The 15,689-nt window shown below is 70.2% G+C and carries 15 protein-coding genes; 10 read left to right on the forward strand and 5 right to left on the reverse strand.

Going from position 1 to position 15,689, the window contains the following annotated elements; genetic code table 11:
- Nucleotides 1-4: 4 nt before the first annotated feature.
- Nucleotides 5-1,639, reverse strand: coding sequence for an FAD-dependent oxidoreductase (locus tag LWJ43_RS31305; protein ID WP_277335538.1), 1,635 nt, complete (start codon nucleotides 1,637-1,639; stop codon nucleotides 5-7).
- Between the two features lie 268 nt (nucleotides 1,640-1,907).
- Here LWJ43_RS31305 and LWJ43_RS31310 point away from each other — a divergent pair, with 268 nt between their 5' ends.
- The 7 genes from LWJ43_RS31310 (at nucleotide 1,908) to LWJ43_RS31340 (ending at nucleotide 7,169) form a co-directional block, all read left to right on the forward strand.
- On the forward strand, nucleotides 1,908-3,026 hold the full coding sequence (locus LWJ43_RS31310) for a TcmI family type II polyketide cyclase (RefSeq protein ID WP_277335539.1): 1,119 nt from the start codon (nucleotides 1,908-1,910) through the stop codon (nucleotides 3,024-3,026).
- A gap of 68 nt (nucleotides 3,027-3,094) precedes the next feature.
- Nucleotides 3,095-3,538, forward strand: a complete 444-nt coding sequence (locus LWJ43_RS31315) for a cupin domain-containing protein (protein WP_277335540.1) — start codon at nucleotides 3,095-3,097, stop codon at nucleotides 3,536-3,538.
- A complete protein-coding gene (locus LWJ43_RS31320; RefSeq protein ID WP_277335541.1) occupies nucleotides 3,535-4,806 on the forward strand; it encodes a beta-ketoacyl-[acyl-carrier-protein] synthase family protein in 1,272 nt (423 codons plus the stop codon). The genes LWJ43_RS31315 and LWJ43_RS31320 overlap by 4 nt, the downstream gene beginning before the upstream one ends.
- Complete coding sequence (locus LWJ43_RS31325) at nucleotides 4,803-6,062, forward strand: ketosynthase chain-length factor (protein WP_277335542.1); 1,260 nt, start codon at nucleotides 4,803-4,805, stop codon at nucleotides 6,060-6,062. The genes LWJ43_RS31320 and LWJ43_RS31325 overlap by 4 nt, the downstream gene beginning before the upstream one ends.
- 16 nt (nucleotides 6,063-6,078) lie before the next feature.
- Nucleotides 6,079-6,336: an acyl carrier protein gene (locus LWJ43_RS31330; protein ID WP_277335543.1), complete on the forward strand. Its 258-nt coding sequence runs from the start codon at nucleotides 6,079-6,081 to the stop codon at nucleotides 6,334-6,336.
- 1 nt (nucleotide 6,337) lies between these two features.
- Nucleotides 6,338-6,817 (forward strand): SRPBCC family protein, encoded by a 480-nt coding sequence (locus LWJ43_RS31335; protein WP_014158010.1) that lies wholly within the window; start codon nucleotides 6,338-6,340, stop codon nucleotides 6,815-6,817.
- Nucleotides 6,818-6,836: 19 nt separating this feature from the next.
- Nucleotides 6,837-7,169: a TcmI family type II polyketide cyclase gene (locus tag LWJ43_RS31340; RefSeq protein ID WP_277335544.1), complete on the forward strand. Its 333-nt coding sequence runs from the start codon at nucleotides 6,837-6,839 to the stop codon at nucleotides 7,167-7,169.
- 72 nt (nucleotides 7,170-7,241) lie between these two features.
- Here LWJ43_RS31340 and LWJ43_RS31345 read toward each other — a convergent pair whose 3' ends face one another.
- Together LWJ43_RS31345 and LWJ43_RS31350 are read right to left on the reverse strand one after the other, a co-directional pair.
- Entirely contained in the window at nucleotides 7,242-8,327 is a 1,086-nt protein-coding gene (locus LWJ43_RS31345) for a methyltransferase (protein ID WP_277335545.1), read from the reverse strand.
- A gap of 34 nt (nucleotides 8,328-8,361) precedes the next feature.
- Nucleotides 8,362-9,447: a right-handed parallel beta-helix repeat-containing protein gene (locus LWJ43_RS31350; protein ID WP_277335546.1), complete on the reverse strand. Its 1,086-nt coding sequence runs from the start codon at nucleotides 9,445-9,447 to the stop codon at nucleotides 8,362-8,364.
- 136 nt (nucleotides 9,448-9,583) lie between these two features.
- Here LWJ43_RS31350 and LWJ43_RS31355 point away from each other — a divergent pair, with 136 nt between their 5' ends.
- Entirely contained in the window at nucleotides 9,584-10,015 is a 432-nt protein-coding gene (locus tag LWJ43_RS31355) for an ACT domain-containing protein (protein ID WP_277335547.1), read from the forward strand.
- 46 nt (nucleotides 10,016-10,061) lie between these two features.
- Entirely contained in the window at nucleotides 10,062-10,562 is a 501-nt protein-coding gene (locus tag LWJ43_RS31360; protein WP_277335548.1) for a hypothetical protein, read from the forward strand.
- On the opposite strand, the gene LWJ43_RS31365 is transcribed toward LWJ43_RS31360, so the two are convergent.
- Nucleotides 10,525-12,768: a terpene synthase family protein gene (locus LWJ43_RS31365; RefSeq protein ID WP_277335549.1), complete on the reverse strand. Its 2,244-nt coding sequence runs from the start codon at nucleotides 12,766-12,768 to the stop codon at nucleotides 10,525-10,527. The two genes, LWJ43_RS31360 and LWJ43_RS31365, sit on opposite strands and share 38 nt — an antisense overlap.
- A 241-nt stretch (nucleotides 12,769-13,009) precedes the next feature.
- On the opposite strand from LWJ43_RS31365, the gene LWJ43_RS31370 reads away from it, so the two are divergent.
- On the forward strand, nucleotides 13,010-14,341 hold the full coding sequence (locus LWJ43_RS31370; protein WP_277335550.1) for an N-acetylmuramoyl-L-alanine amidase: 1,332 nt from the start codon (nucleotides 13,010-13,012) through the stop codon (nucleotides 14,339-14,341).
- Nucleotides 14,342-14,443: 102 nt separating this feature from the next.
- On the opposite strand, the gene LWJ43_RS31375 is transcribed toward LWJ43_RS31370, so the two are convergent.
- Complete coding sequence (locus tag LWJ43_RS31375; RefSeq protein ID WP_277335551.1) at nucleotides 14,444-15,580, reverse strand: aminoglycoside phosphotransferase family protein; 1,137 nt, start codon at nucleotides 15,578-15,580, stop codon at nucleotides 14,444-14,446.
- Nucleotides 15,581-15,689: the final 109 nt, after the last annotated feature.

Genomic DNA, 15,689 nt, shown 5'->3' on the forward strand with positions numbered 1-15,689 from the left:
GGCGTCAGTCGCGGTGGAGCAGCGTCATCATGACCTCGTACAGCGTCGCCTCCGGGTCCGCCGCGGCACCCTCGGAGCGCCACGCCACGAATCCGTCGGGGCGTACCAGAACGGCGCCCTCGGCCGACGTGCCGTGGGAGGCTGCCCAGTCCGCCCCGCCCTCGGGCACCAGGTCCGCACCCGGCGCGGAACCGATCCCGAAGGCCTGGAGGGGGACCGACAGCCGCTTCGCCACCTGCTCCGCCGCCGGACGCCACTCCTGATACCGGGCGTCGCACAGCAGCACGAACGACTTCTCGTAGAGATCCAGGGTCGACACGCGCCCGCCCTCCCGGCCGAGCCACATGTGAGGCGCCCGCGTGCCGGGTTCACCCGTCAGGCCCATTCCCTCCGGCACCACCGGAAGACCGGGATCGACACCGAGGACGGCGCCCCGCACGTAGCGGTATCCGAGTGCGACCGTCAGCATGCCGCCCTTGCGGCCGCCGCCCGGCCCCGGAGACCCGGCGTATCCCGGGTGGCTGTGCTCTCCCGAACGGGCGGACGCGCGCGCGCTCGTGGCCCGCGCCACCGGCAGCCGTTCCGCCTCGTACGTCCGCAGGAGTCCGGGACCGGCCGCCGCGTCGAGCACGGCCGCCAGCTTCCACGCCAGGTTGTGCGCGTCCTGGATGCCGGTGTTGGAGCCGAACGCCCCCGTGGGTGACATCTCGTGCGCGGAGTCGCCCGCCAGGAAGACCCTGCCCGATCCGTACCTCTCGGCGACCCGCTCGGCCGCATGCCACGGAGCCTTGCCCGTGATCTCGACGTCCAGATCCGGCGCCCCGACCGCCTTGCGGATGTGCTCCGCGCACCGCTCGTCGGTGAAGTCCTCCAGCGTCTCGCCCCGGTCTGGCTGCCACGGGGCGTGGAACACCCATCGCTCCACGTTGTCCACCGGCAGCAGCGCCCCGTCCGCCTCCGGGTTCGTCAGATAGCAGACGATGAAGCGCCGGTCACCCACCACGGCGGCGAGCCGACGGGAGCGGAACGTGATGCTCACGTTGTGGAAGAGGTCGCCCGGCCCCGTCTGGCCGATGCCCAGCTGCTCCCTCACCGGGCTGCGGGGCCCGTCTGCGGCGACGAGGTAGTCGGCGCGCACCGTGGTGTGCTCCCCGGTCGCCCGGTCCTTCACCACGGCGGTGACCCCGTCCGCGTCCTGCTCGAAGGAGAGCAGTTCGGTGGAGAACCGCAGCTCGCTGCCCTGGGCCCGGGCGTGGTCCACCAGCACGGGCTCCAGATCGTTCTGGCTGCACAGGCACCAGCCGCTCGGGCTGAACCTGGCGAGCCCGCCGCCCGGGTCGATCTCCTTGAACAGCCACTCCTGGTCGTCCCCGGTGAGCGACCCGGCCTGGAGGATTCCGTGGTTCTCCGCGAGAACGGACGCCGCGTCACGGATCAGCCGCTCCGCACCCGCGGTACGGAACACCTCCATCGTGCGGACGTTGTTCCCGCGTCCGCGAGGGTGCGTCGAGGTGCTGCTGTGCTTCTCCACCAGCAGGTGGCGGACTCCGAGCCGGCTCAGGAAGAGGGAAGTGGACAGGCCCACCAGGGACCCGCCCACGATGAGGACCGGTACGCGGAGGTCGGCGTTCTCGTTCATCTGTTGCTCCAGCTCGGGCGCGTGGCGGACGCAGTGTCCATGCCCTCGCGGGGGGCCTTCGGCCGGGCTTCGGACGACTCCTCACCTGAACGGTTCATAAATCTCGCGCCGCCCGTACCAGCGTTCCACGATCAGTCGCGGGAGCGATGCCCGCGATGCGGGGCGGACCTCACGCCGACGGGCAGGAACTGCGCCGCTCCCACCGAAACGACGGATGACGAGGGGCCACAGGACGTGGCCGCCGTACTGTCCCGAAGGAGAGCGCACGATGGCAAACGTCTCGGAACGCATATCCCAGTCGGCCTTCGACGGATCGAGGCTCCGGGTCATATTGATGATGGACCTGTACGACGGTGCCCAGAACGAGTTCCTCGAAGCATACGAGCACATGCGCAACCAGGTGGCCTCGACCCCCGGACACATCAGTGACCAGCTGTGCCAGTCCATCGAGAACCCCTCGCAGTGGCTCATCACCAGCGAGTGGGAGAGCGCGCCGCCCTTCCTCGCCTGGGTGAACAGTGAGGAGCACGTGGCGACGGTGCAGCCGCTGCACAACTGCGTCCGCGACACCCGCTCCCTTCGCTTCAGCGTCCTCCGGGAGACCGGGGTCGCCTTCGAGAACAACTCGGACAAGGTCAAGGGCGGTCTGCAGGCCGCTCCCCGCCTCGGTGACGGTGTCGTACGGCACGCGCTCACCTTCACGGTGAAGCCCGGCACGGAGGAGATGGTCGCGAAGATCCTCGCCGACTACGACTCCCCCCAGGCCCGCGTCGACGAGAACACCCGGCTCCGCCGCACCTCGCTCTTCATGCACGGAAACCGTGTCGTGCGCGCGGTCGAGGTCGAGGGAGACCTCATGGCGGCGCTCCGTCACGTCTCCCGTCAGCCGGAGGTCAGGGCCGTCGAGGAGGCCATCAACCCGTACCTGGAGCATGACCGCGACCTCAGCGACCCCGACTCCGCCCGGATGTTCTTCACCCGTGCCGCGCTCCCGACCGTCCACCACGTGACGGCGGGCCGCCACGCCGCCGAGGACGTCCAGCGGCACTCGCTGTTCTACCAGGCCAAGGAGGGCTGCGGCATGGCTCTGGCCCGGCTGCTCGCCGGCCAGGACGAGGAGGCGGCGAACGACGCCTCGAGTCCCATCGAGAGCAGCACGATCTTCCAGCGCGACGACGTCGTGGTGCGGCTCCTCGAAGTGAGCGGCCCGCTCGGCGCACAGCCCACGCAGGCGCTCGGCATCGGCGGCCACCGCAAGGCGGCCATGCTGGGCCGGCTGCTCGACGGCGGTGCGAACGGCATGCCGACGACCGACCAGGAGGCCGCACGCTTCCTCGCGCAGGCCGAGATGAAGCTGATCACCGACCGTCGGGCCGCAGAGTCCTGATGCGTCACCGGCGGCGGGGCCACCCGTGCCGCCGTCCCACCGCACAACGTGCCTGGAGGAGAACAGCCATGACCACCCACCGGCCTCGCATCGTGGACCTCAGCGAGACTCAGCCCAACCGCAGGCGCGGAGGCGACCTGCGCGCCATGCTCACCCCCACGGCGGTGGGCGCCACCAGCGGTTTCATGGGGCTGGCCATCGTCGACCCCGGTGACCGCATCGGTGAGCACTACCACCCGTACTCCGAGGAGTTCGTGTACGTCGTGGACGGACTCCTCGAAGTGGACCTGGACGGGGAGACGCTCGCCATGCGGCGCGACCAGGGCCTGCTGATCCCGCCGCACGTCCGCCACCGCTTCCGCAACGTGGGTGACGTGGAGGCGCGCATGGTCTTCCACCTCGGCCCGCTCGCCCCGCGCCCCGAACTCGGGCACGTGGACACCGAGGTCACGGAGACCGCGGACCCCAGCGACGGCTACGCGCCGCCAGAACGAACGGGGGCGGCCTCGTGACCCGGCGGCGCGTCGCCGTGACCGGGGTCGGCGTCGTCGCCCCCGGTGGCATCGGGGTCCCCGCGTTCTGGGACCTGCTCGCCAACGGCCGTACCGCTACACGCGGCATCACACTGTTCGACCCGGCCCAGTTCCGTTCGCGCATCGCCGCAGAGTGCGACTTCGATCCCGTGGCTCACGGCCTGGACGCCGAACTCATCGCACGCTCGGACCGCTACATCCAGTTCGCCCTGGTGGCGGCCAGGGAGGCGCTGGGCGACGCCGGCCTCGACCTCGAGAAGGAGGACCCGTGGCGCATCGGGGTCTCCCTCGGGACCGCGGTCGGCGGTACCACCCGCCTGGAGCACGACTACGTCGCCGTCAGCGGCAGCGGTGCGCGCTGGGACGTCGACCACCGGCCGGCGGGCGCCCATCTCGAACGGGCCTTCGCTCCCAGCACCCTCGCCTCCGCCGTCGCGGAGGAGGTCGGGGCGCACGGCCCCGTGCAGACGGTCTCGACCGGCTGCACCTCCGGCCTCGACGCGATCGGGTACGCCTTCCACTCCGTCGAGGAAGGCCGGGTGGACGTCTGCGTCGCCGGGGCGTCCGACACGCCGATCACTCCGATCACGGTGGCCTGCTTCGACGCGATCAAGGCGACCTCGGCGAACAACGACGACCCGGAGCACGCCTCCAGGCCCTTCGACGCCCGCCGGGACGGCTTCGTCATGGGCGAGGGCGGCGCCGTCCTCATCCTCGAGGAGTTGGAGCACGCCCGCGCACGCGGTGCGACGGTCTACTGCGAGATATCGGGCTACGCCACCTTCGGCAACGCCTACCACATGACCGGGCTGACCAGCGAAGGACTGGAGATGGCCGAGGCGATCAACACCGCCCTCGCACACGCCCGGCTCGGCGGATCGCAGGTCGACTACGTCAACGCGCACGGTTCCGGCACCAAGCAGAACGACCGGCACGAGACGGCGGCGGTGAAGCGGGCCCTGGGCGCTCACGCGTACAAGGTGCCGATGAGCTCGATCAAGTCGATGGTGGGCCACTCGCTGGGCGCCATCGGAGCGATCGAGATCGCCGCGTGCGTCCTGGCCCTCGAGCACCAGACGGTGCCGCCGACGGCCAACTACGAGACCGCGGACCCCGAGTGCGACCTCGACTACGTACCGCGCACCGCACGGCCCCTCAAGCTGCGCAGCGTGCTCTCGGTCGGCAGTGGCTTCGGCGGATTCCAGTCAGCCGTCGCCATGACCCGATCAGGCGGGAGGACCCCATGAACGCTCCGGCAACCCCGGCACGCCGCAGTTCCGTCATCACGGGGATCGGTGTCGTCGCCCCCAACGGGACCGGCGCCGGTGCCTTCTGGAAACAGACCCAGGAAGGTGTCAGTGTCCTTGATCTCGTGTCCCGTGAGGGCTGCGAGAACCTTCCGCTGCGGGTCGCGGGAGAGGTCAGGGACTTTGACCCGGTCGCGTTCATCGAGGAGCGCTTCCTGGTCCAGACCGACCGCTTCACGCACTACGCGATGGCGGCGGCCGATCTCGCCCTGGACGACGCGCGTCTCGGACGCGCGGACTACGAGGGCGCGCCGTTCAAGGTGGGTGTGGTCACCGCGGCCGGATCGGGTGGCGGCGAGTTCGGGCAGCGCGAGCTGCAGAGGCTGTGGGGCGAGGGGTCCAGATTCGTCGGTCCCTACCAGTCCATCGCCTGGTTCTACGCGGCCAGCACCGGCCAGATCTCGATCCGGGGCGGCTTCAAGGGGCCGTGCGCCGTCGTCGCGAGCGACGAGGCAGGCGGTCTGGACGCGCTGATGCACGCCGGACGTTCCATCCGGCGGGGCGCGGACGCCGTCGTCGTGGGAGCGGCCGAGGCACCGCTCGCACCGTACTCGGTCGTCTGCCAGCTCGGCTACGCAGACCTCAGCCTCTGTGACGAACCCACCCGCGCCTACCGGCCGTTCACCGCGGACGCCTGCGGTTTCGTACCGGCCGAGGGGGGAGCGATGCTCGTGGTCGAGGAGGAGACGGCGGCCCGCGACCGCGGTGCCAGGGTCCGGGCCGAACTGGCGGGTCACGCCGCCACCTTCACCGGCGCGGCCCGGTGGGAGGAGTCCCGCGCGGGACTCGCCCGGGCGATCGAAGGAGCGCTCCGCGAGGCGGACTGCGCACCGGAGGAGATCGACGTCGTCTTCGCGGACGCGATGGGCGTGCCCTCGGCTGACCGGGCGGAAGCCCTGGCGATCGCCGACGCCCTCGGCCCGCACGGGCGCCGTGTCCCGGTGACCGCGCCCAAGACCGGGACGGGCCGCGCCTACTGCGGCGCACCCGTGCTCGACACGTCCGCCGCGGTGCTCGCCATGGAGCACGGCCTGATCCCGCCGACGCCCAACGTCTTCGAGGTGTGCCACGACCTCGACGTCGTCACCGGGCGCGCACGCCCCGCCGAACTTCGGACGGCGCTCGTGCTGAGCCGAGGCCTCATGGGTTCGAACGCGGCCCTGGTGCTGCGGCGTCCCACCGACACCCCCGTGTGAGAAGGAGCAGTCCCTCATGAACGATCGACTGACGTACGAAGAACTGGCCGTGCTCATGAAGAACGGCGCCGGCCTCACCGTGAATCCGTCGGAGATGGCCGACCGCCCCGGCTCGGCGTTCGACGAGTACGGCCTGGACTCGCTCGGCCTGCTCGGCATCGTGGCCGCGCTCGAGAACCGGTACGGGCGCCCCCTGCCGGCCGACGCCGACCGGTGCAAGACGCCGGGCGAGTTCCTCGACCTCGTGAACAACACCCCAGTGACAGGAGTCTGACGTGTCCGGACACACCGAGAACGAGATCACCATCGCCGCGCCCCTGGACCTCGTCTGGGACATGACGAACGACCTCGAGAACTGGCCGCAGCTGTTCAGCGAGTACGCGGCCGTCGAGGTGATGAAGCGGGAGGGACAGAAGACGACCTTCCGCCTCACCATGCACCCCGACGACAACGGCAAGGTCTGGAGCTGGGTCTCCGAGCGCACCACGGACCGCCAGGGACGCAACGTCCGTGCCCGGAGGGTCGAGCCCGGCCCGTTCCAGCACATGGACATCCGGTGGGAGTACTCGGAGGTCCCGGGCGGCACGCGCATGCACTGGCGCCAGGACTTCGCGATGCGGCCCGACGCGCCGGTCGACGACGCGTGGATGACCGACAACATCAACCGCAACTCGCGCGTCCAGCTGGAGCTCATCCGCGACAAGATCGAGCAGCGGGACCGGGAACGCCGCTCCGCCTCGGTCCCCGCCAACTGATGCCCCGAAAGGCAGCCAGATGCACCACGCACTGATCGTCGCCCGGATGGCACCCGAGTCCGCGCCGGACATCGCGAAGCTGTTCGAGGCCTCGGACAACACCGACCTTCCGCACCTCGTCGGCGTCAACAGGCGCACCCTGTTCCAGTTCGGCGACGTGTACCTGCACCTGATCGAATCGGACAGGCCTCCGGGCCCGGAGATCGCCAAGGTGATGGAGCACCCGGAGTTCAAGGCCATCAGCGACCGGCTCACCGCGTTCGTGAGCCCCTACGACCCGCAGACCTGGCGCGGTCCCAAGGACGCGATGGCGCAGCAGTTCTACCGGTGGGAGAGCGACAGCTCCGCCTGACACACGATGATCGCCCCGGGTCCGGCACTCAGGTGCCGGACCCGGGGCGATCTCCGCCGCCGGGACCACGCGCTACGGCACGACGCACTCGAACGCGTGCAGATACGCGTTGACGGGGTGGACCTCGCCCACCCGCAGCCCCGCGTCCGACATCCGTCCGACCAGGCTCTCCCGGGTGTGCTTGGCACCCCCGACGTTGAGCAGGAGCAGCAGGTCCATGGCCGTGGTGAACCTCATCGAAGGGGTGTCGTCGACGAGGTTCTCGATGATCACCACACGGGCGCCGGGGCGGGCCGCGGCGACCACGTTGCGCAGCGTTCTGCGGGTGCTCTCGTCGTCCCATTCGAGGATGTTCTTGATGATGTAGAGATCCACTTCGAAGGGGATGTCCTCGCGGCAGTCGCCGGGCACGATCCGCACACGGTCGGCGAGCGGGCCGCCGTCCCGCAGCCTGGCGTCCGCACGGGCCACGACGCCCGGGAGGTCCAGGAGGGTTCCCTGGACCGAGGGGTGCTTCTCCAGCAGGCTCGCGAGAACATGACCCTGGCCGCCACCGATGTCGGCGACCGAGGTCACCCCGGTGAGGTCGAGGAGGTCGGCGACGTCCTGCGCCGACTGCATGCTGGACGTGGTCATCGCCCTGTTGAACACCTGGGCGGACTCGCCGGCGTCCTGGTGGAGATATTCGAAGAAGCCCTTGCCGAACGTCTCCGGGAAGACACTCGTGCCGGAGCGCACCGCGTCGTCGAGCCGCGGCCAGACCTCCCAGGTCCAGGGCTCCGTGCACCACAGGGAGATGTACCGAAGACTGTTCGGGTCGTCCTCGCGCAGCAGCCGGGACATCTCGGTGTGGACGAACGTGCCGTCCGCCGTCTCACCGAAGATCCCGTAGCAGCACAGCGCGCGCATCAGGCGCCGCAGGGGCGCGGGCTCGGCGTCCACGACCAGGGCGAGCTCCGCGGCCGAGGCCGGCGTCTCGCCCAGCGCGTCGGCCACGCCCAGCCGGGCCGCAGCGCGCACGGCCCCGGCGACGGCCGCTCCGAACGCGAGCTCCCGGAGCCGCATGGACGGCGGCGGGTTCTGGGGGGCGGACACCTGGGACGAGCCGAGGAGGGGTGCCCCAGGGGTGGTGTCGGGGGTGGGACTCACGGTGGTCATACCGTCTCGTTTCTCCTTGTGCGGCGAGGAGCCGTCATCCGGCACACATCCCGGCGGGGACGGACGTCCCGCAGGTGTTGCCGGCGAAGGTGTTGCCCGTGCCCGCGGTGTCGCGGTCGGCCAGGTCGGCCGGCTTGTTGCCCTGGACGAGGTTGCGGCTGATGGTGTTGTCGGTGTTCAGCGCGCCCACGAAGCTCTTGAACAGCAGGATGCCGCCGGAGAGCGGGGTCGAGCCGACGTTGTCCCGGATGATGTTGGAACGGACGTCCGTGCCCTCGCTGCCGGTCAGCACGATGCCGGATCCCTGGATCGCGGACAGCCGCGGAGTCGCCGGACAGAACTTGTTGTTCTCGAGGATCCGGTTGCCGCTGATCGTCATCGCCCCCGCCGCGGGCTTGGACTCGTCACCCACGACGAAGACCCCGCTGCAGTTGCCGGTCAGGAGGTTGCCGTCGATGACGAGGTTCCTCACCCGACGGGCCGTGACACCGATGCGGTTGCCGCTCACGGAGTTGTCCAGGACGAGCGTCCCTCCGGTGTCGGTCGCTCCGCCCTCCTCGCTGACCGAATTGGCGATGAAGATGCCCGCGTCCCCGTTACCGGTGGCGGTGTTGCGCCGGAATTCACCACGGGTCGACCGCTCCTGGGCGATGCCCCAGGTTCCGTTGCTCCGGGCGGTGACCTTGCGGACGCTGAGTCCGTCGGTCCAGGACGCCCAGATGCCGCTCTTGTCGAAGCCGGAGACGGTCAGCGAGCGGATGCTGACGTCGTCGACGGTGTGGCCCTTGGTCCCGATGACGCAGATGCCGTTTCCGCCGGTGGCGCAGGCGTTGGCCGCCTTGGCGCCGTCGGCGGCCGGTGGTGCGACGACCGTGCGGCCACGGGTGCCGAGCAGGGTCAGGCCCGGCTTGGTGATCAGGACGCTCTCGCGGTAGGTGCCGGGCAGGATCACGATGGTGGCACCCGGGCGGGCGGCGTCCACCGCGCTCTGGATGGAATCGCCCGGGCGCACCACGAGGCGACCGGATCCGGCCGCGGCCGAGGGGACGGCCGCGAGACCCAGGGCCGTGGCTGTGGAGAGGGTGATCCCCGCCAGGCATTTCATGTGTCTTTTCCTCATGAGCCGAAGCTATGGGCGAACAACCGCGGGTGCCACGCAAGGTGAGCGTACGGATACATGGCGTGCCTGAATGGCTTACGCGCGCCCGTGTTCCCGCCGGGGCGCGGGCGCGTCCGGGTGGCCGTAGCGTGGTCCCATGACGGGCGAGCGCGATCTCAGGGAACTGCTGCACGGCATGCGGCCGGAGCTGATGCCCGGCCGCTATGTCTACGCCACCCTGCCCACCGGAGGGACGTCCACCGGAAGGACGTCCGCCGGAGAGATGCCCGCCGGTGTCACCCCGGTGGTCACCGTCTCCGAGCGGGAGGGGCTGACGCTCGTGGTGCCCGAGGCGCAGGCCGTGGAGGCGGGACTGCCGTACGGGTTCGTCGCCGGCTGGATCACGCTCCGCGTGCACTCGGCACTGGACGCCGTCGGACTGACCGCGGCCGTCTCCCTCGCCCTCACGGACGCGGGGATCAGCTGCAACGTGGTGGCCGGATACCACCACGACCACCTCTTCGTTCCGTACGCGCGTGCGGCCGAGGCGGTCCGTGTGCTGGAAGCGCTGGCCGCGGAGTCCGGCTAGCAGTGCCCGGCTCCGAGACGTGAGCCGGGACACGTAACATGGCACCATGTCCTTCCTCCGCCGCCGTAGCGCCGCCACACCCGCGGGCCCGGACTTCGACGTCCTGGCCATGGACCCGGGGGACTGGCCCGGCAACCTCGGCGCCGGTCTGCTCCCCGCTCCCGACGGGAGCTGTCAGGGCGTGTTCCTGCGCTACGACCTGTTCGGCGGCCGCGGCCCCGCGATGATCATCGGTAATCTTCCGGAGGGCTCACCGGCCCGCGAGACCGAGGAGGGCCAGGTTCCGTTCGAGGTCGCCCAGCTCCTCCTCGCCCTCGAGAACGACGAGCCGGTCGAGGTGACCGGCACGGAAAACGTGCCGGTCATGCAGGGCGACAGCCTGCTGATCGTGCGCCGCGTCAAGCTCTCCGAGAGCCGGATCTCCTGCGTCCAGTTCGACCGGAGCGACGGCGTGCTCGTCACCATCGCCAGCTGGGACCGGCCGATCACCGACGACCTGTACGCACTGCTCAAACCCCTGCCCGCCGAACTGTTCCAGCAGGGCTGAAACGTCCCTGCTCGCTCAGCGTCCGGATCACCTGGGCAGCCGACGTCCCGAACCCCGTGGGCCCTTTGAGGCGCCACGGGGCGCCGGTACCCCTCCGCAGATCCTCCTCGCGGTAGCGCCGGCAGTGCCGGTGCCAGGTCAGGATGCCCGCCAGCCAGTGCCTGAGCTCCAGCACATAGCCCGCCAGCGTCTCCCGGGCCTCGGCGTCCAGGCCGAAGTCGTCGTACAGCACCGGTAGTTCGTGCTCGGCAACATGCTGGAACTGCTGCATCCGCCCCTTCATCAGGTCGTGCACGATCGCCACCCCCGTCGGGTAGTCCACCCCGAAGAAGTTCTGCACGACCAGGACCCCGTTGTGCACCTCGCCCTCGTACTCGATCTCCTTCTGGTAGGAGAACAGGTCGTTGAGCAGGCACGCGTAGTCGGCCGCCGCGTTCTCCAGGGACCGCAGCGGACCACTGCGGTAGACCTCGTCAGGCACCTTCCTGCCGTGTCCCAGCCGGCACAGGCTCATCGTGAGGTCCGAACCGAACGTGGCACGGCGCATCTCCATGTAGTCCACCGGGTCGGGAACCCGGTTCTGCGCCTGGTTCGCCAGCTCCCACAGCCAGCTCGCGGTCATCGATTCCACGGCATCCCGGAACGTGCGCCGCGCAGCCTCGTCCATCGGTCCCGCCGTCCGCCCCCAGAGGTCGGCCAGCCCTCGTTCCAGCGCGTTGACCGGCTCGGGCACGGAGGTCCCGACGAGCGGCATGAAGAGCGACAGCCGCTCGTTGGCGAGCCGTGCCCCCGCCAGATCACGGGCCCGGCCGTGCACCACCGGGAACCAGTCGTCGCCGTACGTCCCCCAGGTCAGCCACCCCGACGACAGGTCCAGCTCCTCCGGTGTCGCGTCGGGGTGCAGGCCCGCCGCGCACAGCGGCAGATCCGTCGCGATCAGCCGTTCCTCGTCCCAGATGTGCGAACCCGGCACGCCGGGCTGCGCGTCCAGCAGCCCCATACGCCGTGACCACTCCACGATCCGCACCCGTGCCCCGCCCAGATGCGGGCTCGGCGTGGTGGTGAACGGCATCTCGAAGTCCGGCAGCAAGGACGGCCCCACGCGCTGGAACGGGACGTGGGCGTGGCCGCGGAACCGTGCCGACTCCGAGCGGGGGGTGAGGCGGATGGACGCGGCGGCCATCCCGAAACCGGACAGGGCCTGGGTGGCCGGGGCCCCGCCGTTCATGTAGCGGCTGGACCGCAAGTGCCACTCGTGCCCTCCGGACTGCCAGTCCTGGAGACCCTTGACGTACCCGAGGACCGCGATGGTCTCGTCGGGGCTCAGACCCTTCTCCGCGCAGAGGGGCGGAAGTTCGGTGAGAGCCGTGTTCTCGAACTGGTGGAGGCGAGAGGTCAGCAGATCATTGACGGCGTCCGCCGCCTCCTGGGTCGAGCAGTTCAGGAACCTCTCCAGCACCAGCACGCCGTTGCTGTTCTCGCCCTCGTCCTCGACCTCACGCTGGTACGAGAAGAGGTCGTTGCGCAGATGCACCGCGTCGGAGAACGCGTCCCGCAGCACCCTCAGCGGACGGGCGTCCGCCAGTGAGGCGGGGACTTCCGCGTTCGCGGCGTACTCCACCAGGCCCGCCGACCACGGGGCGCCGCCCACCTTGCGCCGCATCTCGATGTACTCGACGGGATTGGCGATCCTGCCCTCGTCGATGTTCGAGAGCTCCCACAAGGACTCGTTGAGCAGATTCTCCGTCGACTCCGCGAACCGGGCCCGCCAGGCGTCCGACATGGCGGGAACCGTCCTCGCCCACAGGTCCGCCAGTCCCGCCTCCACCGGATTGGCGGGCTCCGGCGTCGCCCCGCCCCGCTCCATCGGCATGAAGGCGGGCAGCCGGCCCAGACAGCTCTTCGCGCCCTCACGGTCCGGAGTGCGTTTGAACAGCTCCAGGAAGTGGTCGTCGAAGAAGAAGACCCACACGTACCAGTCGGTGACCAGGGACAGGGCCTCGGACGAGCAGTCGGGATGGGTGTACGCGCAGAGCAGCGCGTAGTCATGGGACTCGAGGTCCTTCTCCTCCCAGATTCCCGACCCCTCCAGCATCCCCATCCCGCGCGCCCACTCCCGCGTGTGACTACGGGCCGCCTCCAGATGGGGGTTGAGACGCGCCGGGTACGGCACGTAGAAGTCCGGCAGTGAGAAGGGCTGTGCCATGTGCGTCCGGCCTTTCCGAGCACTCGGTGCGGTCCACGAGGACCGGTCCTGTCGGCGCCAGCACTACCCCTCGGCCATCCGGGGCACGCGCAGCGCGAGATAGTCACACAAGCTCAGGTTCCGCGGCACACTGCACTCTTGACTCACCAACACCTCCCGCCACAGAGTGACCGCCGACCGAGGAACACGGGGAGCGTCGACCGGCGAACGCTCCGCCGCCGCTGGCTCACGAAGGGTTGTCATGACGTCGAAGCAGAGGATCAGACTCGCGCTCGCACTGACCACGGCGGGAGCGCTCGGCGTGGCGCTCCTCTCCCCGGCAGCGGCCGGCGCGGACACCGTACGACCGGAGTGCCCGCGGACCCTGGCCTGCGACTGGGTCCCCGCGGCCTACCAGCAGACCGGAGACCCGGAGGACAAGGACACCTACGGCAACTACGACACGGCGAACCGGCCCGTCAGCAGCCCCGTCAAGTTCATCGTCCTGCACGACACGGAGGTCGACTACGACACCACCCTGAAGATCTTCCAGAACCCGGCCAACCAGACCTCCGCCCACTACGTGGTGCGCTCGGCCGACGGCCACGTCACACAGATGGTGAGGAACAAGGACGTCGCCTGGCAGGCGGGCAACTGGTACCTGAACACCCACTCCATCGGCATCGAGCAGGAGGGCGTCGCGGCGGAGGGCGCCAAGTGGTACACCCCCGAGATGTACCGTTCCACCGCACGACTGGTGCGGCACCTGGCCGCGAAGTACGACATCCCACTCGACCGGCAGCACATCCTCGGGCACGACGGTGTGCCACCCACCAGCGCAGCCGGAACCAAGAACATGCACTGGGACCCGGGCCCCTACTGGGACTGGAACCGCTTCATGGCACTCCTCGGCGCGCCCACCGTGCCCACCGCCCCCAAGGACAGCGAACTGATCACCGTCAGCGCGGACTTCGCCAGGAACCAACAGGAGTTCCGCGACTGCGAGAAGAGCGTCGACCTGCCCCGGCAGGGCAGCAGCGCGGTCCCGCTGCACACGGAACCGTCCGCTGACGCGCCGCTCTTCTCCGACCCGGGGCTGCACCCCGACGGCTCGCCGGGGACGAACTGCGCCGCGGACTGGGGCAGCAAGATCAGTGCCACCCAGCAGGCCGTCGTCGCCGACAGAGCACCGGGCTGGACCGCCATCTGGTGGTACGGCGACAAGGCGTGGTTCAGCACCCCGCCCGGGAGCCGGGTCACCACCCCGACCCGTGGCAGTGTCGTGCGGCCGAAGGAGGGCAAGGCCGAGGTGCCGGTGTACGGCGTGGCCTACCCGGAGAAGGCCGAGTACCCCACGGACTTCGTCAAGCCGACCGTGGGCACCCCACTCGTCTACACCATCAAGGCGGGGCAGGCCTTCCCCGGGGGTGGCGAAGCCCCCAACGGCTACTTCTACGCGCCGACGATCGACGCCTCGAAGCCGTACGACCACACCTACTTCAGCGGCTCCCAGAAGTACGTGACGGTCCAGATCGGCCACCGCATCGGCTTCGTCAAGGCGACCGACGTGGACGTGGTCCGAGCCGGCTCATGACCGAGCGCTGACATGGCGAAACGGCGCGCTGCGGGACCCGTGTGTCGGCACCGGTCCCGCAGCGCGCTTCCCCCGTCCGTCAGGCCGGTCCATCCGGCGTGGTCAGCGTGTACCCACCGCCGCGCGCACGGCCCGCCGGGCCATCGCGCAGTCGTCGTGCAGCCTGCGCAGAAGCAGGCGCTGCTCCTCGCCGGAGGACAGCACACCCTGCCGCGCCTGGCCACCACCGGCCGGAGCGCCCTCGCGCATGGCACGCTGGACAGCCGTCTCGTACGTACGGATCTCCCGCGTCAGCACGATCATGAGGTTGACCAGGAAGGCGTCACGGGCCGCAGCGCCCGACGCCTGGGCCAGCTGGCTGATCTGGCGTCGTGACGACGGTGCGTCCCCGAGCACGGCCCAGAGCGTCGCCAGGTCGTACCCGGGCAGATACCAGCCGGCGTGCTCCCAGTCGACGAGCACCGGCCCCGTGGGCGGCAGCAGGATGTTCGAAAGCAGGGCGTCACCGTGGCAGAACTGCCCCATGCCCTGCCGTCCACCGGCATGGGCCAGACCGTGCAGCAGCTTCTGCAGATCACCCAGATCACGGTCCCTGAAGAGCCCCAGCTCGTGATAGTGGGCGATGCGTGCGGCGTAGTCCAGCGGTGCGTCGAACAGACCGGCGGGCGGCCTCCAGGCGTTGACCCGGCTGACCGCTCCGAGGACGGCGCGCAGATCCGCGCGGGGCGGCGCCTCCGCCGGATGCCTCGTCAGCGCCGCGACCCGACCGGGCATCCGCTCGATCACCAGGGTGCAGTTCTCCGGGTCCGCTGCGATGAGGCGGGGCACCCGGACCGGCGGGCGGTGCCTGACGAAGGCACGGTATGCAGCTATTTCGTGCCGGAACCGCTCGGTCCACGCGGGGGAGTGATCGAGTAAACACTTCGCCACCGCGGTCGCGCGGCCGGTGGTGCCCACGACGAGGACCGAGCGCCCGCTGCGTCGCAGCACCTGCACCGGATTGAACTCCGGACAGATGCGGTGCACCGAGGCGATGGCCATCCGGAGCTGCGCGCCCTGAGCTCCCGACAAATCCAGCCTGCCACTGAGCGGTTGCGAGCCCGGACCCGCCGCCCGCCGGGTCCGACCCGTACCGGACGCCGGTGACGCGGCGCGGGGGTCGAGATACGGCCCGCCACCCGCCCCCAGAGGACGAAGCGGCCGGGGCGGGGCGGACACGGGGGACGATGCTGTGTACATGGGCGAGACAGATCCCTTCGTGCGCCGACAAGTTGCCTGCGCCGCACCGTCCGACGGCCGATCGGCACCCTGGGGAGTACCTAGGGCTGCCGGGCGGGGTGGCGCTTTC

The sequence above is a fragment of the Streptomyces sp. JH34 genome (genome assembly GCF_029428875.1).
In the GTDB taxonomy this organism is placed as follows: domain Bacteria; phylum Actinomycetota; class Actinomycetes; order Streptomycetales; family Streptomycetaceae; genus Streptomyces.

Coding starts and splice junctions, on each gene's coding strand:
- LWJ43_RS31305 (WP_277335538.1), bottom strand. CDS start 1,639: ATGAACGAGAACGCCGACCTCCGCGTACCGGTCCTCATCGTGGGCGGG.
- LWJ43_RS31310 (WP_277335539.1), top strand. CDS start 1,908: ATGGCAAACGTCTCGGAACGCATATCCCAGTCGGCCTTCGACGGATCG.
- LWJ43_RS31315 (WP_277335540.1), top strand. CDS start 3,095: ATGACCACCCACCGGCCTCGCATCGTGGACCTCAGCGAGACTCAGCCC.
- LWJ43_RS31325 (WP_277335542.1), top strand. CDS start 4,803: ATGAACGCTCCGGCAACCCCGGCACGCCGCAGTTCCGTCATCACGGGG.
- LWJ43_RS31330 (WP_277335543.1), top strand. CDS start 6,079: ATGAACGATCGACTGACGTACGAAGAACTGGCCGTGCTCATGAAGAAC.
- LWJ43_RS31340 (WP_277335544.1), top strand. CDS start 6,837: ATGCACCACGCACTGATCGTCGCCCGGATGGCACCCGAGTCCGCGCCG.
- LWJ43_RS31345 (WP_277335545.1), bottom strand. CDS start 8,327: ATGACCACCGTGAGTCCCACCCCCGACACCACCCCTGGGGCACCCCTC.
- LWJ43_RS31350 (WP_277335546.1), bottom strand. CDS start 9,447: ATGAGGAAAAGACACATGAAATGCCTGGCGGGGATCACCCTCTCCACA.
- LWJ43_RS31355 (WP_277335547.1), top strand. CDS start 9,584: ATGACGGGCGAGCGCGATCTCAGGGAACTGCTGCACGGCATGCGGCCG.
- LWJ43_RS31360 (WP_277335548.1), top strand. CDS start 10,062: ATGTCCTTCCTCCGCCGCCGTAGCGCCGCCACACCCGCGGGCCCGGAC.
- LWJ43_RS31365 (WP_277335549.1), bottom strand. CDS start 12,768: ATGGCACAGCCCTTCTCACTGCCGGACTTCTACGTGCCGTACCCGGCG.
- LWJ43_RS31370 (WP_277335550.1), top strand. CDS start 13,010: ATGACGTCGAAGCAGAGGATCAGACTCGCGCTCGCACTGACCACGGCG.
- LWJ43_RS31375 (WP_277335551.1), bottom strand. CDS start 15,580: ATGTACACAGCATCGTCCCCCGTGTCCGCCCCGCCCCGGCCGCTTCGT.